We start from the raw sequence: 22,718 nt of genomic DNA on the forward strand, positions 1-22,718 counted from the left end.
AACGGCAGGGGGCGAGGCCCCTGATCACGCAGCGACCGCCAGGGTCCGACACCGCAGGGGCAACGCCGCGATCAGGGAGCCACTCCAGCTCGATCGCGCAGCGAGCCACCAGACGCGTCACAGCGATGCCAGCGACTGCCGGAGGGCCCCACAACTACCTCAGCCCCTTGCCTCGGCCACGGGCGGCGGTGGGGCGCTGCGATCGCGTCCGGAGGCAGGGGCGAGCGCCAGCGAGATTGATCGCGCAGCGAGCCGTTCAGGGCACCGCGCCGTAGGCGCCGCCAACCCTTCCAACTACCTCAGCCCGCAACCCCAGCCCCGAACGGCGCCCAAGCGCTGCGATCGCGTCCGAAGGCAGGTTCCGAGCTTGCGAGGAACCTGATCGCGAAGCGAGCCCCTGGGCGAGTCGAAGCGATGCAGCGATCGCCGCAAGCACGACAAGCGACGAGCCGCCAGGCGAGGAGCGCAGCTCGTGCTTGCCAATAAGCACTACACGACGATGTTGACGATTTTGGGGGCTCGGACGATGACTTTGCGGATCTTTCGGTCGCCCAGGGCTTCCTGGATCTTGGGGGAGGAGAGGGCCTGGGCTTCCAGGTCGGTGTCGGTGATGTCCGGGGGGACTTCCAGGCGGTCGCGGACCTTGCCGGCGATCTGGACGACGCAGGTGACGGATTCCTGGACGAGCAGGGTGGGGTCGGCGGACGGCCAGCCGGCGGTGGCGACGGGGGCGGGGTGGCCCAGCAGTTCCCAGCTCTCCTCGGCGGTGTAGGGGGCGAACAGGGACAGGATGATCGCGATCGTTTCGGCGGCTTCGCGGACGGCGGGGTCGGCGGGGCCGGGGCCGGAGTCGATGGCGCGCCGGGTGGCGTTGACCAGTTCCATGACGCGGGAGATGGCCACGTTGAACCGGCGGACCTCGATCAGGCCGGTGGCCTCGTCGATGGTGTGGTGGGTGACGCGGCGCAGTTCGGCGGAGCCGGTGGACGGGTCGGCGCCGACGGGGGCGGTGACCTCGGTGGCGATCCGGTGGACGCGGGACAGGAATTTGGCCATGCCCTGCGGGGACACGTCGGCCCAGTCGATGTCGTCCTCGGGCGGGCCGGAGAACAGCAGGGCCAGGCGGACGACGTCCACGCCGTATTCGGCGATCTGCTGGCCCAGGTCGACCAGGTTGCCGGTCGACTTGGACATGGCCTTGCCGTTGAGGATGACCTGGCCCTGGTTCAGCAGCCGGGTGAACGGCTCGGTGAAGTCGACCATGCCCATGTCGTACAGGACCTTGGTGAAGAACCGGCTGTACAGCAGGTGCAGGATGGCGTGTTCGACGCCGCCGGTGTACTGGTCGACGGGCATCCACTTGCGGACCTGCTCGACGTCGAAGGGGCCGTCGGTGTAGCCGGGCGAGCAGTACCGGAAGTAATACCAGGACGAGTCGACGAAGGTGTCCATGGTGTCGGTGTCGCGGCGCGCGGGCCCGCCGCACTTGGGGCAGTCGACGTTGACCCAGGACGTGGCGGCGGCCAGCGGGGAGGTGCCCTTGGGGGCCAGGTCGGCGCCGCGCAGGTCGTCCGGCAGCCGGACGGGCAGCTGGTCGTCGGGGACGGGGACCTCGCCGCACGCCTCGCAGTGGATGATCGGGATGGGGCAGCCCCAGAACCGCTGCCGGGACACCAGCCAGTCGCGCAGCCGGAAGTTGACGGCGGCCTTGCCCAGTCCCTTCTCGGCCAGGATCTCGGTGATGCGGGCGATCGCCTCGGCCTTGGGCAGCCCGTCGATGGGGCCGGAGTTGACGATCGTGCCGTCGCCGGGGGTGGCGATGCCGGTGGTGGCGGGGTCGGCGGCGCCGGTGTCGACGACGACGCGGACGGGCAGGCCGAACTTCAGCGCGAAGTCCAGGTCGCGCTGGTCGTGCGCGGGGACGGCCATGATCGCGCCATGTCCGTAGTCGGCCAGGACGTAGTCGGACGCCCAGACCGGGATGCGCTCGCCGTTCACCGGGTTGATCGCGTACCGGCCCAGGAACACGCCGGTCTTCTCGCGCTCGGTGGACAGCCGTTCGATCTCGCTCTCCCGGGAGACCTCGTCGCGGTACGCCTCGAACGCGGCGCGCTGCTCGGGGGCGCAGATCTCCTCGGCCAGGTCGGCGTCGGCGGCGACGACCATGAAGGTGGCGCCGTACAGGGTGTCGGGACGGGTGGTGTAGACGGTGACGGGGACGTCCCGGCCTTCGATCACGAAGTCGACGTCGGCGCCGGTGGAGCGGCCGATCCAGTTGCGCTGCATCAGCAGGACCCGGTCGGGCCACTTGCCTTCCAGGGCGGCCATGTCGTCCAGCAGCCGGTCGGCGTACTCAGTGATCTTGAAGTACCACTGGGTGAGGACGCGGCGTTCCACCAGGGCGCCGCAGCGTTCGCAGTGGCCGCCGACGACCTGCTCGTTGGCCAGGACGGTCTGGTCGTTGGGGCACCAGTTGACCTGGCCGCCCTTGCGGTAGGCCAGTCCCCGCTCGTAGAAGCGCAGGAACAGCCACTGCGTCCACTTGTAGTACTCGGGGTCGGAGGTGTGCAGCCGCCGGGACCAGTCGAAGGACGGCGCGTACCGTTGGAAGGACGCCGCCTGGGTGTCGATGTTGGTGTAGGTCCATTCGGCGGGGTGGGAGTTGCGCTTGATCGCGGCGTTCTCGGCGGGCAGGCCGAAGGAGTCCCACCCGATGGGGTGCAGGACGTTGTAGCCCTTCTGGAACCAGTACCGGGCGATCACGTCGCCGATGGCGAACGCCTCGGCGTGGCCCATGTGCAGGTCGCCGGACGGGTAGGGGAACATGTCCAGGGCATAGCGCCGTTCGCGGCCGTCGGCGTCGTCCTCGACGGCCTTGTACGGGTCCAGCTCGTCCCACCGGGCCTGCCACTTGTCCTGGATGGCCCGGGGGTCGTAGGAGTCGGACGCCCCCGCGGGGTGGGAACCGCCCTGGCTGGAGCGGCCGGCCGGGTTCGCCGGCGCTTCGCGGAGGGTGTCGTCGCTGGTCACGGTCGCTACTCCATGGTGCTGTCGGTACGAGGCGCGGCCCCGCTGGTGTCGCCCTGACATGAAAGGACCCCTCGCACAACGAGGGGTCGCCGCGCGGACCTGCTTCGGGTCAGCGCGGCGGGCCGAGAAGCAGCCGGGACCGCATACAACAAGACTAGCGCAGCGGCAAGGGACGCCGCTGTGCCAATGAACGGCCGGCCCTCCGCCGCTATTCCTGGGTTGTGACGGGTCAGCGAACCGGTTGTGAGCCCGCACCGGGTTCCGGTCACGACCCTCGTTTCACAGCGGAACCGCATGTCACGGACTCGGACAGGGGGATGGCGCGAAGCGGCCGGATCAAGCAGGATGATCTCTACCCATTCATACACTCGCCGGTAACAACCGACGTGTGACCGGCCTCGCGCGAGGAGAGCCCATGCTCAACCTTTCCGTCCTGCTCGAGGACGCCGCCCGCAAGTACCCCGACCGCGACGCCGTCGTCTTCGGTGACATGCGGTTGTCGTACGCGACGATCGACGCGATCGCGAACCAGGTCGCCGGCCTGCTGCGATCCCGTGGGATCGGCGAGGGGGACAAGGTGGGGCTGTCCTGTCCGAACGTCCCGTACTTCCCGATGGTCTATTTCGGGATCCTCAAGGCCGGGGCCACGGTGGTCCCGCTGAACGTGCTGCTCAAGCCGCGGGAGATCGCCTACCACCTGGAGGACTCCGACGCCAAGGCGTTGTTCGTCTTCGAGGGGACGGCCGAGCTGCCGCTGGGCGAGATGGGCCATGCCGGGTTCCAGAGCGTGGCGGGCTGCGAGCATCTGTTCCTGATGACGGCCGATCCCGGCGCGACCGAGTCGCCGTACGAGGACGCGGAGCTGTTCTGGCCGGCGCTGAGCGGGCAGCCGTCGACGTTCGAGCCGGCGCTGACGGGGGCGGACGACACCGCGGTGATCCTCTACACCAGCGGGACGACCGGCCAGCCGAAGGGCGCGGAGCTGACGCACTCGAACATGCTGATCAACGCGTTCGTCTCGGACACGATGTTCACCCGCACCGACCATGACGTGTCGCTGGTGACGCTGCCGATGTTCCACGCGTTCGGGCAGTCCTGCGTGATGAACGTGGCGGTGCGGCGCGGCGCGACCATGGTGTTGCAGCCGCGGTTCGAGCCGGCGGAGGCGCTGCGGCTGATGGCCAAGGAGAAGGTCACGGTGTTCGCCGGCGTCCCGACCATGTACTGGGCGCTGCTGTCGGACCAGGGCACCGTCCCGCCGGAGGAGATCGCGGCGAACCTGCACACCTGTGTGTCCGGCGGGGCCTCGCTGCCGCTGGAGGTGCTGAAGGGCTTCGAGGCCAAGTTCGGGGTGAAGGTGCTGGAGGGGTACGGGCTGTCGGAGACGTCGCCGGCCGCCACCTTCAACCAGCCGGATCGTCCCACCAAGCCCGGCTCGGTCGGCACGCCCATCTGGGGCGTGGAGGTGAAGCTGGTGGACGGGGACTGGAAGACGATCGAGGGCGAGGGGCCCGGCGAGATCGCGATCCGCGGCCACAACATCATGAAGGGCTACTACGGGCGCCCGGAGGCCACCGCGGAGGCGATCAAGGACGGCTGGTTCCGCACGGGGGACATCGCCCGCAGGGACGAGGACGGCTTCTACTACATCGTCGACCGCTCCAAGGACATGATCATCCGCGGTGGGTTCAACGTGTACCCGCGGGAGATCGAGGAGGTCCTGATGACCCATCCGGCGGTGTCGCTGGCCGCGGTGGTGGGCGTCCCGGACGAGGCGCACGGCGAGGAGATCAAGGCGTTCGTGATCCGCGAGCCGGGCGCCGAGATCACCGAGGACGAGCTGATCGCCTGGGGCAGGGAGAACTTCGCCTCCTACAAGTACCCGCGCATCGTGGAGTTCCGGGACGAGCTGCCGATGACCGCCACCGGCAAGATCCTCAAGCGCGAGCTGCGGTAGCGCGGGGCGCCCCTCCGCCCGCCGGTCCGGCTCCCGGACCGGCGGGCGGGGCGGGCGGGTCAGAAGGTGTACGGCAGGCGCTTGATGCCGTTGATGAAGCTGGACTCCAGGCGGTCGGGCTCTGCGGCCGCACGGATCCCGGGGAGGCGGCGCAGCAGCGTCCGGTACATCACGGTGATCTCGCGCCGGGCCAGGTGGGCGCCGAGGCAGAAGTGCGGGCCGGGGCCGCCGAAGCCGACGTGCGGGTTCGGGTCGCGGGTGATGTCGAAGCGCTCGGGGTCGGTGAACACGGTCTCGTCCCGGTTGGCCGACCAGTAGTAGAGGAGGAGCTTGTCGCCCTCCTTGACCTCGTGGCCGTTGAGCGTGGTGTCGCGGGTGGCGGTGCGCCGCATCCAGATGACCGGGGACACGAACCTGACGATCTCCTCCACCGCCCCGGCGATGCGTCCCTCGAAGTCCTCGGTCAGCAGGGCCCGCTGCTCGGGGTGGCGGGTGAACAGGTCCAGGGCGTGCGCGATGGCGTTGCGCGTGGTCTCGTTCCCGGCCACCACCAGCAGGATGAAGAACGATCCGAGTTCCTGGTCGGTGAGCGCCTCCCCGCCCTGCCGGTCACCGTCCGCCTCCACTTCGGCGTTGACCAGGGCGGAGGTGAGGTCGCCCGTGGGTTCGGCGCGCCGTTGCCGGCCGAGGTCCTCGACCAGTTCCTTGAGGGTGCGGCCCGCGTTGAGCAGCGCGAGGGCGGCCGCCTCGGGGTCCTCGGGGAGGTACTCGGGGTCGTTGCCGGCGAGGATGACGTTGGTGGCGTCCAAAACCGTCGTGTAGTGCTCCTCGCCGATCCCCATCAGATCGCAGATGATCTTCAGTGGGAGCCGCGCGGCCACGTCGCTGACGAAGTCGCCGCTGCCGGCTCCGGACGCGACCCGCTCGACGATGCCCTCGGCGACGCGCTCGACGTCGTCCTCGAACCGCCGGATCATGCGGGGCGAGAACGCCCGGGACACGATGCGGCGGATCTTGGCGTGCCGGGGGTCGTCCATGTTGATCATGGAGCCGAAGTACTCGTTCATCTCGGCCGGCAGGTCGGAGATCTGCGTGGCGCCCTTGCCGGAGCAGAAGTCCTGGGGGCGCCGGGACGCCTCGACCACGTCGGCGTGCCGGGTGAGCGCGTAGAAGCCGGGGCCGCGCGGGACGATCACGACGTCGGGCTCGTCGTAGCGCACCAGTCTCGGTTCCCAGCGCAGCGTTTTGAACGCCTCATGCCGGTAGTCGAGCGGCCTTCGCCAGAACTCCGTATCCGTCAGATTGATGTCCTCGACCTTCAGCATCCCGTCTTCCCGTCTGCCGCCTGGTGACGAACGAAACCATCCAGAACCAGCTAGAACGCGATTCTGTTTTACACGTACCTTGTCAGAGTCAAGCGGCGGAGGGCGACCTCTGGCCGAGTGACACAGGTCACTCCCGACTTATCCTGCCGTATCACCCGGAGGCGATCCAGGCGAGGATGCGGGCGTTCACCTCGGCGGGACGGTCGAGGTGCAGGAAGTGCCCCACGTCCGGGACGACCTCCGCGCGCGAGCCCGCCGGGAGCCGTGCCAGGACGCCCGAGACGTCCCCGCCCGGGGCGACCGCGTCCACCCCCAGGCACCCGTCGTCGGCTCCGTGCAGATACAGGATCGGGCGCTCCCCCACCTCCCCCTCGGCCCGCTGGTCCGCGGCGTACCGCGGGACGTGCCGGGACGGGTCGAGCATGGCGCGGTAGTAGCCGATCGCGGCGGCCCTGTTCTCCGGGGCGGCCAGGCAGTCCATGACGTGGCCGACGTTGGCCGCGCGGCCGTCCTCGTCGCGCGCCTGGGCCGGTGACCAGTCGCGCCACAGCCCGTCCACGAACGCGCGGTCCAGCGCCGCCTCGGCCAGCGGCGTCTGGAACAGGAAGATGTAGAACGACCGCTTGAGCTGCTCGTAGCCGAAGAACGACCCGGCCAGCGCGCCCAGCGGCGGCAGCGCCAGCGTGATCACCGTGCTCCACGACTCCGGCGAGCGCCTGGCCGCGCCGTAGGTGGCGGCGGCGCCCCAGTCATGGCCGATGAGCACGGCGTCCGGGCCTCCGCCGAGCGCGGCGTGCAGGGCGTTCGCGTCGGCGGCCAGGGCGGCGGTCTGGTACGCGCCGTCCTCGGGGATCGCCGTGGGCGCGTACCCCCGCATGAAGGGCGCGACGGCGCGGTAACCGGCCTCGGCGAGTTCGGGCAGCAGGTGCCGCCAGGTGTACGCGGAGTCGGGGAAGCCGTGCAGGCAGAGCGCGAGCGGCCCGCCCTCCGGGCCCGCGGCCAGGTAGCCGAACTCCAGGTCGTTCGCCTTGACCGCGCCCCGTTCGATCCCCCGGCCGGCCTCGGATCCCGCGTCACCCATGAGCACCCTCCTCGCGATGCGAGGCGCCATTATCCCCCGCTTCGCCCGGACCCGGCTCACCCCACCAGATCACCTAACTCTTCGGATACCGCCGTGAAGCCCCATGATTGCATCGGATTCCGTGCTGACCTAGCATCGATTCAACTGGATCACTCATACGGCATCGAGGAAGAGTGATGACGGAACAGCGGAGCCACCAGACCGCCGCCCGCGACCACCTGTGGATGCATTTCGCGCGCCACTCGGCGTACGAGAACGGTGGTGAGGTCCCGCTGATCGTCCGCGGCGAAGGCCCCTACATCTACGACGACCGCGGCCGCCGCTACCTCGACGGCCTCTCCGGGCTGTTCGTCGTCCAGGCCGGGCACGGGCGCGAGGAGCTGGCGCAGGCCGCCGCCAAACAGGCCGCCGAGCTGGCCTTCTTCCCGCTCTGGTCGTACGCCCACCCGCAGGCCGCCGAGCTGGCCGAACGGATCGCGGCGCTGGCGCCCGGCAACCTCAACCGGGTCTTCTTCACCACCGGCGGCGGCGAGGCCGTCGAGAGCGCCTGGAAACTCGCCAAGCAGTACTTCAAGCTCACCGGGCGTCCCGCCAAACACAAGGTGATCAGCCGCGCGGTCGCGTACCACGGCACCCCGCACGGCGCCCTGTCGCTCACCGGCCTGCCGGAGCTGAAGGCCCCGTACGAGCCGCTGGTGCCCAGCGCGTTCCGCGTCCCCAACACCAACCTCTACCGGGCCCCCGACCGGGCGCTGCGGGACGACCCCGAGGCGTTCGGGCGGTGGGCCGCCGACCGGATCGAGGAGGCCATCGAGTTCGAGGGCCCGGAGACCGTCGCCGCCGTCTTCCTCGAACCCGTGCAGAACGCCGGCGGCTGCTTCCCGCCCCCGCCCGGGTACTTCCAGCGCGTCCGCGAGATCTGCGACCGCCACGAGGTGCTGCTGGTCTCCGACGAGGTGATCTGCGCGTGGGGACGGCTCGGCGCGATGTTCGGGGCGCAGCGGTACGGCTACCGGCCCGACATCATCACCTTCGCCAAGGGCCTGACCTCCGGGTACTCGCCGCTCGGCGGGATGCTGGTGGACGACGCCCTGTTCGAGCCGTTCCGGCACGGGACGACCATGTTCGCCCACGGCTACACGTTCGGCGGGCACCCCGTGTCGGCCGCCGTCGCCCTGGCCAACCTCGACCTGTTCGAGCGCGAGGACCTGCCCGGCCACGTCCTGCGCAACCAGGACGCGTTCCGCGCCACCCTGGACCGCCTGCGCGACCTCCCGATCGTCGGGGACGTGCGCGGCGACGGCTACTTCTACGGCATCGAACTGGTCAAGGACCGCGACACCCGGGAGACCTTCGACGACGAGGAGTCCGAACGGCTGCTGCGCGGCTTCCTGGACCGGGCCCTGTACGAGGCCGGGCTCTACTGCCGCGCCGACGACCGCGGCGACCCCGTCGTCCAGCTCGCGCCCCCGCTGATCTGCGACCAGAGCCACTTCGACGAGATCGAGCAGATCCTGCGCGGCGTCCTCACCGAGGCGTGGTCGCGCATGTGACGCCCACCGGCGGCGTCACGCCGAAGGCCCCGTACCAGGGCGGCGGTACGGGGCCTTCCGGTGGTCCTCCGAGGACGCGGGGTCAGGAGCCCCAGTCCGGGCGCAGCGGCATGTGGGCGTCGCCCCTGTCGTCCAGCTTCACCCCGAGCGTCTGGTGGAGCTGGATCCAGTTCTGCTCGAAGCCGATCTGGCAGCCGGCCATGTAGACCTTCCACACCCGGGCCGTGCCCTCGCCCACCTCGGCGACCGCCTCGTCCCAGTGCTCGTCCAGGTTGCGGCACCAGCCCGCCAGCGTACGGGCGTAGTGCTCGCGCAGGTTCTCCTGGTGGCGGATCTCGAAGCCGGCGTCGTTCATCTGCGACTGGATGTAGCCCGGCCCCTCCAGCTCGCCGTCGGGGAACACGTACCGGTTGATGAACCCGCCCTGCTTGATCGGCGGCGCGATGTTGTCGGGACGGGTGATGGTGTGGTTGAGCAGCCGCCCGCCCGGCTTGAGCTTCCCGTACAGGAACGAGAAGTACGCCGGCAGGTTCTTCTTGCCGATGTGCTCGGTGAGGCCGATCGAGCTGACCCGGTCGAACCCGGTCTCGGTGACGTCCCGGTAGTCCAGGTGCCGCACCTCGGCGAGCTCCGACAGGCCACGGTCGGCGATGGCCTTCTGCGCCCACTCCGCCTGCTGCTTGGACAGGGTGACGCCCAGGGCCTTCACCCCGTACTCCTTGGCGGCGTGCATGACCATGCCGCCCCAGCCGCAGCCCACGTCCAGCAGCCGCATGCCCGGCTTGAGGCCGAGCTTCTTGGCCACCAGGTCGTGCTTGAAGTACTGCGCCTCTTCGAGGGTCGAGTCTTCCTTGGGGAAGCACGCGCACGTGTACGCCATGGACGGCCCCAGCACCCACTCGTAGAAGGTGTTGGACACGTCGTAGTGATGCGAGATCGCCTTGGCGTCGCGCCGCTTGGAGTGCCGCAGCCACGACGGCACGCGGCTGAACGGCGCCTCCTGTGGAGGCGGGTCGAGACGCCTGCTCACGGCGGCGCGCAGCAACGGGTCCTTAAGAACCTCCCGGAGCACCTTGATCTTGTCGCTCACCGTCACGTCACTGAGGGCCTGCGTCATGGTGGACAGCGCCGTGTACATGTCGCCGCTGACGTCCAGGTAGCCGCTGATGTACGCGCGGGCCAGTCCCAGCGAACCGGGCGAGTGCACCAGGTAGGACACCGCGTACGGCGACCGCACCTCGAACCTGATCGCGGCCCCCTGCCGTCCCGCGCGAGAGCCGTCGTACGCGACGAACTCCACTGGCGTATCAGGCCCGACAAGCTCCTCGAAGACCCTGGCCAGCGTCATGATGATCCCTCCTGTCTTTCCACCCCGTCCGCAGGGGTGCCGGCGTCACCGCCCGGCCGAGCCTGGGGGCTCCCCCGATGCCCGGACGTGTCCTACCCGCTAGCGCCCGCGCACGCACTTGTCATAGAGGTCCAGAAGCCGCTTTCCGGGGTCGTACGCCTTCTTGAGCCGCTGGTAGGTCTCACCGTCGTAGTGACGCCAGAACTCGTCGCGACTGTAGAAGGACGTCGAGTACAAGGACTTGTGCCCGTCCAAGGCGGCGACCTTACGCTCGATGAGCCTGTTGTGGTACTCGGGTATCTGCCCCGGGGGGAGCCGGACCGTCCCCCAGAAGCCGACGTTCACGTACGTGCGCCCTGGTTCGAGCGGGTAGAGAGGCCAGCGGTCGCGCGCGCGCAGCGGGCACAGCCAGATCGGGCTCATCCCCACCTTCTCGTGGAAGAACTCCAGGAAGTCGGGCAGCCGCTCCACGGGCACCTCGATGTCCTGGATGACGTCCTCGCGGGGACGCTGGCCGCGCCACCGGTCCACCCGCGCCATGATGTGGAAACGGCGGTCGTAGGCGACGAGCTTGCGGTAGACGTCCGAACGCTTGGCCTTATCCGGCCACAGCCTGCGCACGACCGGGTGCTGGACGCCGAACGCGCCCGAACACCAGAACCAGTCGGTGTCCCAGCGCCAGATGTAGTCGCGGACCGTCAGGAAGTCGACCGAGCGCTCCTGGATCGACCGGTAGTAGATCCGCTGGCCCGTGTAGTCGGAGGTGTAGGGGGCGGTGTCGGTGAACGCGCCGAGGGTGAGGTACTGCTCCTTCGCGGAGAAGACGGTGCCGTCCATGAAGTCGACGGGCTCGCCGTCGTACGCCTCGTCCTCGGTGATCTTCGCGATGACCCGGGACAGCTCCGCCGCGTCCCCGAACCGCAGGTGACGCAGCCGCACGTAGGGCTTGACGGGGATCAGCTCGATCTTCAGCCGGAGGCTGTAGCCGAGCGTCCCGTAGGAGTTGGGGAAGCCGAAGAAGAGATCCCGGTGCTCGTTGTCGCGGGTCGCCGTGACGATCCGCCCGTCCCCGGTGAGCACCTCCATCTCCAGGACCGCCTCATGCGGCAGCCCGAGACGGAACGAGGTCGACTCGATCCCGAGGCCGGTCACCGCCCCGCCCAGCGTGATCGTCTTCAGCTGCGGCACCACCGTGGGCATCAGCCCGTGCGGCAGCGTGGCGTCGACCAGGTCCTCGTAGGTCGTCATGCCCTGCACCTCGGCGGTACGGGACTCCGGGTCGACGCTCAGCACCCGGTCGAACCCGGACACGTCCAGCCCCGGCGCGTCCGACGGGTCCCGCCACCGGAAGAGGTTGGAGGTGCGCTTGGCCAGCCGCACCGGCGCCCCCTCGGGGATCGCCTCGTACGACCTCCGCAGCGCCTCCACGGCCCGCTGATGATCGTCGTTGACCAGTAGCTCCGTCATCCACCCCTCCAGTGCCGTGACCAGTAAAGCGACCGACCACATGTATCTTCCACATGATTGCGGCGAGAGGGTCATCACAGGACACAGAGGGAATAAACCCCAGCGACCCGACCCGCGCCGTACCCACTCTCCCACCAGAAGCGCGAGAGGCGCGGGGGCTGGGGCGGGCTACTTGACCAGGCGGAGGATCCACGGGTAGCGAAAGGGCTCACCCGTCAGGCCGACCACGGCGGCGACGGCCGCGACGGCCCAGCTCACCGCGTACACGATGCCGCCGATCCCGAACGTCACGATCGTCACGAGCAGCAGCGTCAACTGGAAGTTCACCGCCTCCACCGCGTGCCGCCTCACGTACGCCGAACGCTTCCCACTCGTCAGCATCAGGACCAGCGGGCCCACGAACAGCGTCGCGATGCCCGCGCCGTGCGCCAGCGCCGCCAGCATCCGGTCCTCACCGGTGACGGACCCGGACGGCGGGCGGACCACGCTCTTCACCGGAGCCAGGTCCCGCGTGACCGCGGCCAGATCGCCGCGGGTCTTGGACGTCATCGCCAGATGCATCCGCATGTCGAACTCGTCGTGCTCCAGGCGCCCCTCGGCGTACGCCTCCTGGAGCCGTTCCACGACCTGGTCCCGTTCGGCATCGGAAACGCGCAGCTCAGGTGCCGTGTATCCACCGTTCATGGCTCCATGGTGAACGCCCGCCCACCCTCGTCACCATCAGGGAAACCCCCCAACGGCCCCTGAGATGACCCCCACCGCCAGGACGATCCGCGCGGAGCGGGCCCTCAGCGATCGGTGTAAATCTCCCCCGGTACGAGCGGCCTGCCGAACAACTCCGACACCGTGACGAAGAAGTACCCCTTGCGGGAAAGCCGTTCGATGATGCGGGGAACGGCGGCGACGGTGCTCGGATGGATGTCGTGCATCAGCACGATGGACCCCTCGCGGGCCTCATGCGACACCACGCGTGCGACGTGCCTCTTGTCACGGACCCGCCAGTCCATCGGATCCACCGACCACAGCACCTGCGCCAGCCCCAGCTCCCTGGTGATGGCGGCGACCCCCCTGTCGGTCGCCCCGTACGGCGGTCTCATCAGCGTGGGCGTCACCCCCGTGGCGCGCCGGATCGCCTCCTGGGTACGCCGCAGTTGGCGGCGGACCACCCGTTCGGACGGTCGGCGCAGATTCGGATGGGAGTACGAGTGGTTGGCCAGTTCATGCCCTTCCCGCGCCTCCCGGGCGACGATCTCGGGGTGCCGCTCGACGTTCTCGCCGACCAGGAAGAACGTGGCCCTCACCCGATGGGCGGCCAGCGTGTCCAGCAGCCGACCCGTCACAGGGGCCGGGCCGTCGTCGAAGGTGAGCGCGACACACTTCCTCGTCCGGCAGTCGACCGCCGGATCAACAAGCTCAAGCGGCCTCGCCGGTACCTGGGCGGATTCGACGCTGACAACCCGGACACCCGCACCACGCTCGGTCCCACCGGAGGACGCGCTCCGCGTCGCGGTCGGCACGGATGCGGCAAGACAGCCACAAACGGAAAAGCCCACGACCACCGCCGATGAGCGCAGTGTCAAACCAGCCCACCGCCCTGCCATGAACGCTCCCCCGACCACGCCCATAGTTGATCTAGCCAGTCTAGGCAGCGACCCCCACGGCACCGTGGCCACTTCACGCCCGTGTCGCCTGGGAAACCCTTTTCGCCCGACATTCGTTATCGTCGTGTTCGCAAGGTGACTCCGGAGAGGTTCCGGGGCGGCATCAGACGACGGGACGCACCATGAGGTTCCGGGACCGGTTCGGCCTTCGCAAGAACCGCGGCTCCTCGGTGACCAGGCTCGACCGCGAGGCCACCGACGCCGACATCGAGGCGCTCATCGCGTTCGCGCGCAGCCACCAGGGCGTGGAGTTCTTCGTCGAACCCGAGACCTTCGCCACCGACACCACCGCCGTGGCCGTCGCCCACGACGGCGAGTGGACCCGGCGCCGCGTCGGGTCCCCCCAGGTCATCGCCAAGGTGGCACGCGACCTCGGCCTGCCCATCTACGACGTACAACTCGTCGGCTACCCACCCCGTATGAGGGCCTGGAACGAACGCAACCGCGACCGCCGAATAGACCCCGGCTCCCCCGGCGAAGCCGTCCGCTCCTAACCCACCCCACCCGCCCCACAAACAACCAAACGACCGCCACCCCAGCAGTCCTGACGCACAGGCGACGCCACTCCACGCCGCAACGCGGCGCCCAGCCCCGCCACAAAGGCGCCACCACGTGACTCCTGAGGCGCCAACCGCGACCACCTTGCGGCCCCACGGCCTGAACCTGCCCGCAACCACCACCGGCGTCGCGCCACACGCCACCAAACAACCAGAGCCATCAACAAAGCACCCACCTTCGCGCCCACCAGCACGGACCACACAACCCGTCATCCGCCCAGTCCCGCCGGTGTCGCGCCGTACCCCAACAACCAACCAGGGCCATCGGCAGAACGTTCACCTTTCGCGCCCACCACAGGTCACAGAACTTGACAGGGACCACCGTCGGCATCCGCCCCGCCGGGACCCCACCCACCGCCACTCCACCGCGTGCCGCGCGGCGCCGACACAGGCCAAACCACACCGCTTGTAAGGCGTGTTCAGAAGTGGATCACCTAAGTGATCCACCTTTCTGGATGATCTTGTTGTGGGTCGGGTGATCTGACCTCCGCGCAGTGGGCGGGCCTGGAGCCGTTACCGCAGGTTGGCAAGAAGCCGGGACGGCCGCCGAAATGGACGAAACGGCAGCTCAGCGGGCCGTCGCCGCCGTCCAGGCGCTCTTGGTGACATCGCCCCGCCCCGCCCCGCGCGCGGGGCCTTCGCGGTCGCCGCGGTGGCCGCGCGCCCGCTCGGCGGGTACAGGCACCGCGGTGGCGCGGGCGGCCCGGCCCATCAGCCCGACCGGCGGCCACGGTGTGGCCGCCGAGCCGGTTCGGCGACGAGTGCAGGCCGCTGAGCGGGTTTACGGGGGCCGGGGGCCGTATCGTTCGGGCGTCATTCCTGCTCCTCTTCGGCGTAGATGTCGGCGAGGTCTTCCGGCGACATCCGGAGGCGGACTTCGGACGGCGGGACGCCGGCGTCGATGACGCTGCGGAGAAGAGCGGCCATCGAGTAGTCGGGGGACGCTCGATCGAGAGCCACGTTGGCCAGGCTCCCATCGCCTCCCACGTACGCGGCGTACGCCAGCAGGGACGCGGGGGCGTCGGCGAAGCGCTCGTCGACCCGGCGCAGGATGTCGCGCCAGAAGCGGATGTCCTCCGTGGGGTCGTCCTCGTTGATGCGCACCCACGCCTCGTCCCGGACCCGCAGCTCGCGCAACGCGAACCCGAGCCAGGCAACCTCCTCGTCTCGTGGCGTCCTTCTCCCCCCAGCACCCGCGCTCCCGGGTTGGTGCGCCTGGTCGCGTCCTGAGTCCGCCTCCCGGCGTTCCCCGCTAAGCGGCGCAGCGTCCGTCAGTCCCCGGGCTTCGGGAGCGCGCTTCCCCGCGACTTGGGTTGGACGCTCCTCGCCCCAAGCCACACATTCACCGGCGCGCTTCGCGGCCTTGGTGGGACGCACCATGGGAGATCCTGCGGTCAAGGCGGAGCCCACGTCCTTTGGGGAACGGGGTGCCGTGGAATCCGCTTCGCTGGCGGCGAGATCCGCGCCGAGCACCGCCGCCCCGGCTGGACGTTCCGAAGGCTCTGCCGCGGGTCTGGTGACCTCGGTGGCGTGTTCCAGAGGGGCTTCTGCGGCTTCGATGGAAGGCCCACTGGCAGGCGGCCGTCCCTGAGCCGCCTTGGCGGCGCGCTCCGCCGAGGGCCCTGGAGAACTCGCGGTCGCTGTATCGGTTGGGCACTCCCCGCTGGACTTCGCCATCTCCTGATGACATTCCTCAGCGGATCCAGCGTGTTGGGTGGTGGGGTTTGGGGTGGTTTCTGTGGGGTTGATGGGGCGGTTACTGGCGGGCTTTTGAGCGGGTGCGTTGGTGGCGCGGGCTGGTGAGGGGTTTGGAGGGTTTGCGGGTGTTGTGTTGATGGGGTGTTTTTGGGTGGGTTTGGTGGTGTGGTAGTTCAGCAGGGTGGAGAGGAGGGTTAGGCCCTTGTGGATGAGGTGGTGGCGGTATTGGGGGGTGGGGAGGGTTTCTTTCCAGGTTTTCAGGTGGTTCTCTATTTTTTGGGTGGCTTGTTGCATGGCTGTGCGGGGCGGACCGGTTTGGGGGGCTACCGTTTGGCGGAGTTCGGCGCGGTCGGCCAGGGCCACGTGGCCTGAGTAGATGGCTTGGGCGGCTATGACGCTGGTGGAGATGTCGCAGGGGCGGCCGTCGGCGTCTGGGCTGGTGAGGGACCACCAGCGGCCGTTGGTGACCCGGGCGGCGTCCGTTACCGCCATGCCGTGGGAGAGGAGGCGGGCGCCTGTTGTGGCGGCGGCTCTGTCCACTCGGTCTTTGGGGCCGTAGCCGACTATCAGGGATTGGCGGAAGTGGTTGTCGGCCAGCATGGCGGCGAGCCGTTCCGCGGGCTCAGCCGGGTCTTCGGAGGGGAGGTCGATGCGGACGGCGCAGGTGTTGTGCGGGCCGTCGTAGCCGATCACGACGAGGCTTTCGACCGGGTGGAAGCCGAAGAGGTAGGGAATGGCGGCGATGGCGTCGGTGATGTTCCGGATGATCAGGGGGGTTCGGCCGGGCGGCGGTCCGTTCATGTGTTCGACTGTGACGGGCCGGGCGTCCGGTGGAAAGGGGGGGTGGGAGCCTGTGGATAAAGGGGGGTGAGGATTATCTCCCGAAGGTGTCGATATTTTCGATTTGCCAGCGGCCGTTGCGGTGGACGGCGCCCACGGAGAACATCGTGGCCGAGTAAGCGGTCTGGTCCTTGTCCGTGCGGGTGCTGCGCTGGTCCGCGAAGATCAGTAGGCGGGCCCTGTCACCGGTCAGCATGCGCACGCCGCTGTCGGTGACCGTGGTGGTGAGGATGAGGCGCTGCTCCGGTGCCTGCTTGCGCACCAGGGCGATCATCTCGTTGTACTGCTTGACGGCCTTGCCGGTCAGGAGCGTCTGCGCGGCACGTTCGGTCTTGCCGACATCGGTGTAGTTGTACGAGAAGACCGTGTTGATGATGTCGGTGACCTGGCCCTTGAGCTCGCTGGTGCGGGCGGTGTCGGTCAGGGCGGTGTTCCGTGCGCTCGCGGAGTCGTTGAGCGTGTGCGCCTGGCGAGCCGACCAGGCGGCCACGCAGCCGAGGATGATGGTGAGGACGGCCAGGGCGGCGGGGAGCCGTGGGTGCCGCCACACCGTGCCGAGCTTGGTCATCGTCGTTCCGCCTTTCACCCGTTCGCCCCTGCCGGTGCCTGTGCCAGCGCGCTCAGCTTCCAGCCCGTCGCGGTACGGGTGAGCTCTGCCATCAGCCGCGTCTTCTTGACGACCGGCTCCCCCTTGGGCGGGGTGACGGTGATCTGGACGCCGACGATCACGCTCGCCTTGCCCGCGTGCTGGTCCAGTTCGGTCACGGCGGCGTCCAGCACCTTGGCGGACGTGATGGTCTGGGCCTTCTTGACCTCCCGCTCGAACGCCGCCCGTCCCTGCACGATCTGCTGGTACAGCTCGCTGGTGGACGAGTCCTGCCACAGCTTGAGCCCTGTGTTCAGGTTGCGGTAGTCGAGGGTGTTGAGGTTCAGGACGGCCTGCTCCCCGGCGCGGAGGACCTCGTCACGGGTCTCGGAGAAGCGGAGCGACTCGTCGTGCGCCGCCCCGTACCACGACCAGCCGAACCACGCGGCGCTCAGCAGCGCCAGCACCGCGAGGACGAGCGCGGCGGTCCGCTTGCTCGTGGATCTCTCCTCCGGCTGCGCGGTCTTCGATGCGTCGGGTTCGTCCGGTTCTGCCGCCTCTTCCTCCGTGTCGGCGGTCTCGGACTTGTCGTCGTCCTCCGCGTCGGCGGTCCCGGACTTCTCAACGTCCTCGGTTTCGGCGGCCTCGGACTTGTCAACGTCCTCCGCTTCAGCGGCCCGGGACTTGTCAACGTCCTCCGCGTCGGCGGCATCGGAGTCTTCGGGTTCCTGTGGCTCGTCGGCCGCAGCTTCGGGAGCGTTCACGGTGGTGTGTTTCATTGGGCGCCTCTCAGCTCGACCGGATCTCGGCGATGCGCCATTGGCCGTCGCGGAGGTGGGCGGTCACGACCAGTTGGGCGGCGGCGGTGCCGCCCGCGGGCCGGCCGTTGCGGGTGCTCTGCTGGTCCAGGAAGGCCAGGAGGGTCGCGGTGTCGCCGGTCAGACGGGTGACGCCGATCCGGACGACGCGGGTGGACAGGTCGAGCTTCTGGTTCGGGGCCTGCTGTTTGACCTGGGGGAACAGGCCGCGGTACTGCTGGGCGGCGCGGCCTTCCAGCAGTTGGGCGGCGGTCCGTTCGGTGGTGGCGACGTCGCCGTGCCGGTACGAGAAGATCTTCACCAGGGCGTTGCTGACGTCGCCGGTGACCTTGGTGGTGGCCTCGGCGTCGAGGAGGGCGCGGTTGGCGGACGGGACGGTGTCCCGCTGCTGCGTGGTCAGGGCCAGGACGGCGGCGCCCGCGAGCGCGAGGACCACGGCGAGGATGAGGGGACGCCGGTGCGCTGCCATGGAACTCCTCACCTGGTGCCCGCCGGGAGTGAGGTGAGCGACTTGAGCTTCCAGCCCTCGGCGGTACGGGTCAAGGCGGCATCGTAGCGCCGTCGCTGGACGGTCGCCGCCGCTCCGGGACGAGTGATCTCGATCCGGACGGTGGCGATGACCCGGGCGGTGCCGGCGCGGCGGTCCAGGGCGGTGAGGGCGGCGTCGGAGACGGTGCCGGTGGCGCTGGTGCCGGAGCGCTGCACGGACCGGCGGCTCTCGTCGCGGGTGCGTCTCAGCTCGTCGTGCAGGGGGCCGGTGGACGCGTCGAGCCAGCTTTGCAGGCCCTGGTCGATGCGCTTGGCGTCCATGGTGTTGAGCGCGGCGATCTGCTGCTTGGCGGCGATCACGACGCGGTCGCGGTCGCGGGCCATGTCCTGGGTCTCGCCCTGGCGCAGGTCCCAGTACGTCCAGCAGGACCAGCCGAGGAAGACCGCGGCGGCCAGCACCAGGGCCCAGGCGAGCCGTGTGCCCCGGCGGCTCGGCTCGGCGTTTTCCTGTTCCGATTGCTCCTCGGGTTCTTCCGAGAGCTCTTCGTCCACCTTGACGGGGGCTTCCGTGGAGTTGCCGGTCATCGGTCCGCTCCCAGGCCGAGAAGGTCGCCCATGTCGGGTTGCCGCGCGTCCACGCCGGGGAGGCCGAGCGCACCGGGGAGGCCGGTGTTCGGGGCGGAGGTGAGGCCCACCAAGCCGGGGCGGGCCGGCTCGGGGACTCCGCCGCGCGGGGCGTTGGCCGCGCCACGGACGTTGACGCCGCTGCTGGCCGGCATGGTACAGCGCGCGCCGGTGTTGAGCGGCGGCCCGGCGGAGGTGTTGAGCCCGTTCCGGTACGTGGTGCCGCCGTACCCCTGGGTGCAGGGCAGCGGGTCGAAGAAGGTGGTGACGAGCCCGAAGCGGATCTTGCCGTCGTTCACCACCGTGGAGCCGATGGCCGTCACCTGCGGTAGCCGCACCATCAGTTCCTCCAGTCCGTTCACCCGGGTGACGGTGAGGTCGGACAGGGTGAGGAGGTTGGCGATGACGACGGCGAAGCTGGGGTCGAGGTCGCGCAGCAGTCCTGCGATCTCCGAGCTCGCCTGGGGGGAGACCGCGATGAGCCTGCGCAGGTCGGCGTCGGAGGTGCGCAACTGTTGCGCGAGGAGCCGGGAGCCGTCGGCGAACGCCTTGAGCGCGGCGGCCTCCTGGTTCTGCGTGCGCAGGGCGAGTTCGCCGTCGCGGATGAGCGTGCTGGTGGGCCGGATGTTGGCGTCGGCGGCGCGGACGAAGGTGTTCTGCGCGTCCATCAGCGCCTGAAGGTACGGCCCTTGCCCGTTGAACGCCCGGTAGAACTCGTCCACCACGATCCGCAGCGACTCCAGCGGTACGGAGCCGGTGAAGTCCTTGGCGGACTTGAGCAGGTCGGTGACGGGCGCGGGCGTGGTGGTGACCGAGCGCGGTATCACCGCCCCATCGCGGAGGTACGGGCCGGAGTTGTGCGAGGGACGCAGGTCCACGTACTGCTCGCCGACGGCGGAGAGGTTGGCGACGACCGCGCGCAGGTTCGACGGGATGGGCGGCGCCGAGTCGTTGATCTTCAGGTCGGCGACCACGCCGTCGTCGGTGAGGTGCAGGTCGCCGACGCGGCCGACGGAGACGCCCCGGTAGGTGATGTTGGAGCCGGGGAACAGCCCGCCGGTCTCGGCGAGTTCGAGCTTGGCGACGTAGTAGCCGCGCAGGCCGATGTACCGGCCGAGGTCGGCGTACCGGGACCCGATGAACGCGATCACCGTCACCGAGATGAGAAGGAACGCGAGGGTCCTGAGCCGCGTGCCGAGGGTGATCATCAGCCGCCTCCCTGTCCCGGGGTGAGTTCCGGCAGGATCCCCGCGCCGCCGGACGGGCTACCTGAAGGTGCGGTCGGGCTTGCGGACGGCGAGGGCGTGCCGGGGACGATCGGCGGTTCCACGACCGACGGCGTGTCGGCCGGTGGCAGCGGCAGCGTCGGGACGCCCCGCGCGTTGGACGCCGCCTGCGGGGCCGGCTCTTCGTCGGCGTCCGTGAGCCGCGGGATGATCTGGGTGCCGGGTACGGCCGTCACCGTCAGGTACGCGTTGAGGTAGTCGCCCTTGACCGCGTTCAGCACCTCGTCGGTGAACGGGTAGGTGAACAGCACTTCGAGCGACCGCGGCAGGTCCTTTCCGGCGTCGGCGAGCTTGCGCAGGATGGGGGCGAGGGCGCGCAGGTCGGCGACGAAGTCCTCCTTGGAGGCGTTGATGGTGCGCACCGCGACGTCCGACAGTTCGTCGAACTGGCGCAGCAGCCGGATGAGGGCGCCGCGCTGTTCCTCCAGCACCTTGAGCCCCGGGCTGAGGTCGGCCAGCACCGTGTTGATCTTCTGGCGGCGGGTGGACAGGGTGACCGACAGCCGGTTGAGGCCGTCCAGCGCGGCGACGATGTCGCCCTTGCCGGCGTCCAGGCTGGTGGTCAGCTCGTTGAGGCGGCGGAGCAGCGACTTGATCTGCGGCTCGTTGCCGGCGAGCGCCGCGTTGATCTCCCGGGAGATGGTCCGCAACTGCGGCAGCCCTCCGCCGTTGAGCAGCAGCGACAGGGCGCCGAGCACCTCTTCGACCTCGACGTTGCGGCCGGTCCGGGACGCGGGGATGCGCGACCCGTCGCGCAGCGTTCCGACGGCGCCCTGGGACGGCGCGGCGAGCTGGATGTACTTCTCGCCGAGCAGGCTGGACTGCTCCAGCTGTGCCGTGGCGTTGGCGGGCAGCCGCACCTTCCCGTTGAGGACGATGGTGACCTGCGCGGTCCAGCTGTTGGCGGGCAGCGACACCTTGGACACCCGTCCCACCGCGACGTCGTTGACCTTCACGGCGGCCTGCGGGACGAGGTCGAGCACGTTGGTGAACTCGGCGGTGACGGTGTACGGGTCGTCGCCGAGGTCGGCGCCGCCGGGGAGGGGGAGGTCCTGGATCCCGGTGAACCCGCCTCCGCATCCGCTCAGGAACACGGTGGTGGCCGTGGCGACCGCCATCGCCGACGCCAGGGAACGCCGTGAACGGAACGCCTGCCCGCGCTCGCGCCGGCTCATGACCGGCCCCCCTTCTCCTTGGCGGCAGGCGTCCCGAAGGTGTCGCCCGAGGCCGGCAGGGGCAGCGGCGGCAGGATCCCGGTGGCCGACCCTTCCTCGACGGGGGCCAGCGTCCCGGCCCGGCGTTTGTCGCACAGCGCGCCGATCGTCGGGTCGGTTCTGGCGGCGGTGCCGCACACGGGGTTGCCGGTGCCCTGGGTGATGGCGGCCAGGGCCGAGCCCGCCGCGGACGTCCCGGAGTTCGGGAACATGCTGATCTCGTTGAGGTTGCCGCGTCCCATGAGCGTCCGGGTGGCGGGGTCGTAGCTGTTGACGAGGTTGGTGGCGGTGAGCGGCAGCACGTCGAACGCCTCGGCCAGCGAGCGCCGCTGGTCGACCAGCACCTGGGTGATGGACGCGAGCCTGTCGATGTCGGTCTTGAGCAGCGCCCGGTGGTCCCGGATGAACGTGCGGATCTGGGCGAGCGCCGCGGCCAGTTCGCGCAGTGCGGCGCCCAGCTCGTCGCGGTCGGCGGCCAGGAATCCGGTGACGTCGGCGAGCTGCCGTTCGGCCATCCGTACCTGCGCGTCGTTGTTCTTGATCATTGTGGTGAACTTCTGCAGGTTGGAGATGGTGGCGAACAGGTCCTCGCTGGAGTCCGCCAGTGTCCGGCCGGCCTGGCCGAACTGCGCGATGGTGTCGTTGAGCGCTTCACCGTTGCCCTGCATGTTGTCGGCCCCGACCTGCAACGCGCGGGACAGGGCGCCCTGGCGGTTGACCCCCTTGGGGCCGAGGTCCCCTGCGATGCGTTTGAGGCTGTCGTAGAGCTGGTCGAGTTCGACGGGCGTCTGTGTGCGCTCCACCGGGATCACGGCGCCGTCCCGCATCTGCGCGCCGCCGGTGTAGGCGGGGGCGAGCTGGACGTAGCGGTCGGCCACCACGCTGGGGGCGATCACGACGGCCCGCGCGTCGGCCGGCACGGGCACCTTCCGGTCCAGGACGAGCCGGGTGCGGACCCGGGTGCCGACCGGGGTCACTTCGGTGACGGTGCCGACCTTGACGCCGAGGACGCGCACGTCCGACCCCTTGTACAGGCCGACGGCCGCCGAGAAGTGCGCCTCGACGCGCCTGCCGACCGGTCCTCCGGTGACCGCCCACAGGGCCACCGCCACCAGGACCAGGGCGAGCACCAGCGCGATGACGGTACGGCGGCGTTCGCGCCACACGCGCCTGCGCATGGACAT

18 protein-coding genes are annotated in these 22,718 nt (G+C 69.7%); 3 read left to right on the top strand and 15 right to left on the bottom strand.

What is annotated here, in order from left to right:
* Positions 1 to 489: 489 nt before the first annotated feature.
* Positions 490 to 3,030 carry a leucine--tRNA ligase gene (leuS, locus tag ACGWYJ_RS27550; protein ID WP_395109258.1) on the bottom strand — a complete coding sequence of 847 codons (2,541 nt, stop codon included), beginning with the start codon at positions 3,028 to 3,030 and terminating at the stop codon, positions 490 to 492.
* Positions 3,031 to 3,445: 415 nt separating this feature from the next.
* Between leuS and ACGWYJ_RS27555 the strand changes: the two genes are divergently transcribed.
* Positions 3,446 to 4,987: a long-chain fatty acid--CoA ligase gene (locus tag ACGWYJ_RS27555; RefSeq protein ID WP_395109260.1), complete on the top strand. Its 1,542-nt coding sequence runs from the start codon at positions 3,446 to 3,448 to the stop codon at positions 4,985 to 4,987.
* A 59-nt stretch (positions 4,988 to 5,046) separates the two neighbouring features.
* Here ACGWYJ_RS27555 and ACGWYJ_RS27560 read toward each other — a convergent pair whose 3' ends face one another.
* Positions 5,047 to 6,312 (bottom strand): cytochrome P450, encoded by a 1,266-nt coding sequence (locus tag ACGWYJ_RS27560; protein WP_395109261.1) that lies wholly within the window; start codon positions 6,310 to 6,312, stop codon positions 5,047 to 5,049.
* A 151-nt stretch (positions 6,313 to 6,463) separates the two neighbouring features.
* Positions 6,464 to 7,393: an alpha/beta fold hydrolase gene (locus ACGWYJ_RS27565; protein ID WP_395109262.1), complete on the bottom strand. Its 930-nt coding sequence runs from the start codon at positions 7,391 to 7,393 to the stop codon at positions 6,464 to 6,466.
* Positions 7,394 to 7,569: 176 nt separating this feature from the next.
* On the opposite strand from ACGWYJ_RS27565, the gene ACGWYJ_RS27570 reads away from it, so the two are divergent.
* Positions 7,570 to 8,946 (top strand): aspartate aminotransferase family protein, encoded by a 1,377-nt coding sequence (locus tag ACGWYJ_RS27570; protein ID WP_395109264.1) that lies wholly within the window; start codon positions 7,570 to 7,572, stop codon positions 8,944 to 8,946.
* A gap of 82 nt (positions 8,947 to 9,028) precedes the next feature.
* Here ACGWYJ_RS27570 and ACGWYJ_RS27575 read toward each other — a convergent pair whose 3' ends face one another.
* The 4 genes from ACGWYJ_RS27575 to ACGWYJ_RS27590 all read right to left on the bottom strand — a co-directional run bounded on the left by ACGWYJ_RS27575 (position 9,029) and on the right by ACGWYJ_RS27590 (position 13,101).
* A complete protein-coding gene (locus ACGWYJ_RS27575; RefSeq protein WP_395109265.1) occupies positions 9,029 to 10,294 on the bottom strand; it encodes a class I SAM-dependent methyltransferase in 1,266 nt (421 codons plus the stop codon).
* Between the two features lie 99 nt (positions 10,295 to 10,393).
* Positions 10,394 to 11,761 (bottom strand): FAD-binding oxidoreductase, encoded by a 1,368-nt coding sequence (locus tag ACGWYJ_RS27580; protein ID WP_395109267.1) that lies wholly within the window; start codon positions 11,759 to 11,761, stop codon positions 10,394 to 10,396.
* Positions 11,762 to 11,929: 168 nt separating this feature from the next.
* A complete protein-coding gene (locus tag ACGWYJ_RS27585; protein WP_395109269.1) occupies positions 11,930 to 12,445 on the bottom strand; it encodes a DUF1707 and DUF4870 domain-containing protein in 516 nt (171 codons plus the stop codon).
* Between the two features lie 104 nt (positions 12,446 to 12,549).
* Positions 12,550 to 13,101, bottom strand: a complete 552-nt coding sequence (locus ACGWYJ_RS27590) for a polysaccharide deacetylase family protein (RefSeq protein WP_395109270.1) — start codon at positions 13,099 to 13,101, stop codon at positions 12,550 to 12,552.
* 443 nt (positions 13,102 to 13,544) lie between these two features.
* Here ACGWYJ_RS27590 and ACGWYJ_RS27595 point away from each other — a divergent pair, with 443 nt between their 5' ends.
* Positions 13,545 to 13,916, top strand: a complete 372-nt coding sequence (locus ACGWYJ_RS27595) for a hypothetical protein (protein ID WP_395109271.1) — start codon at positions 13,545 to 13,547, stop codon at positions 13,914 to 13,916.
* Positions 13,917 to 14,792: 876 nt separating this feature from the next.
* Here ACGWYJ_RS27595 and ACGWYJ_RS27600 read toward each other — a convergent pair.
* From ACGWYJ_RS27600 to ACGWYJ_RS27635, 8 genes are all read right to left on the bottom strand, one after another.
* On the bottom strand, positions 14,793 to 16,478 hold the full coding sequence (locus tag ACGWYJ_RS27600; protein WP_395109272.1) for a DUF4192 family protein: 1,686 nt from the start codon (positions 16,476 to 16,478) through the stop codon (positions 14,793 to 14,795).
* 73 nt (positions 16,479 to 16,551) lie between these two features.
* Positions 16,552 to 17,085: a hypothetical protein gene (locus ACGWYJ_RS27605; protein ID WP_395109273.1), complete on the bottom strand. Its 534-nt coding sequence runs from the start codon at positions 17,083 to 17,085 to the stop codon at positions 16,552 to 16,554.
* 14 nt (positions 17,086 to 17,099) lie between these two features.
* Positions 17,100 to 17,882, bottom strand: coding sequence for a hypothetical protein (locus ACGWYJ_RS27610; protein WP_395109274.1), 783 nt, complete (start codon positions 17,880 to 17,882; stop codon positions 17,100 to 17,102).
* Positions 17,883 to 17,892: 10 nt separating this feature from the next.
* Complete coding sequence (locus ACGWYJ_RS27615; RefSeq protein WP_395109275.1) at positions 17,893 to 18,390, bottom strand: hypothetical protein; 498 nt, start codon at positions 18,388 to 18,390, stop codon at positions 17,893 to 17,895.
* An 8-nt stretch (positions 18,391 to 18,398) separates the two neighbouring features.
* Positions 18,399 to 18,995: a hypothetical protein gene (locus ACGWYJ_RS27620; protein WP_395109276.1), complete on the bottom strand. Its 597-nt coding sequence runs from the start codon at positions 18,993 to 18,995 to the stop codon at positions 18,399 to 18,401.
* A complete protein-coding gene (locus ACGWYJ_RS27625; RefSeq protein ID WP_395109277.1) occupies positions 18,992 to 20,242 on the bottom strand; it encodes an MCE family protein in 1,251 nt (416 codons plus the stop codon). Before ACGWYJ_RS27625 ends, ACGWYJ_RS27620 begins: the two co-directional genes overlap by 4 nt.
* Positions 20,242 to 21,495, bottom strand: coding sequence for an MCE family protein (locus tag ACGWYJ_RS27630; RefSeq protein ID WP_395109278.1), 1,254 nt, complete (start codon positions 21,493 to 21,495; stop codon positions 20,242 to 20,244). Before ACGWYJ_RS27630 ends, ACGWYJ_RS27625 begins: the two co-directional genes overlap by 1 nt.
* The gene (locus ACGWYJ_RS27635) at positions 21,492 to 22,712 is read right to left on the bottom strand and encodes an MCE family protein (protein ID WP_395109280.1); all 1,221 of its coding nucleotides are present in this window, start codon (positions 22,710 to 22,712) and stop codon (positions 21,492 to 21,494) included. The genes ACGWYJ_RS27630 and ACGWYJ_RS27635 overlap by 4 nt, the downstream gene beginning before the upstream one ends.
* Positions 22,713 to 22,718 lie beyond the last annotated feature (6 nt).

It is taken from the genome of Actinomadura sp. SCN-SB (assembly GCF_043906805.1).
GTDB lineage: Bacteria > Actinomycetota > Actinomycetes > Streptosporangiales > Streptosporangiaceae > Spirillospora.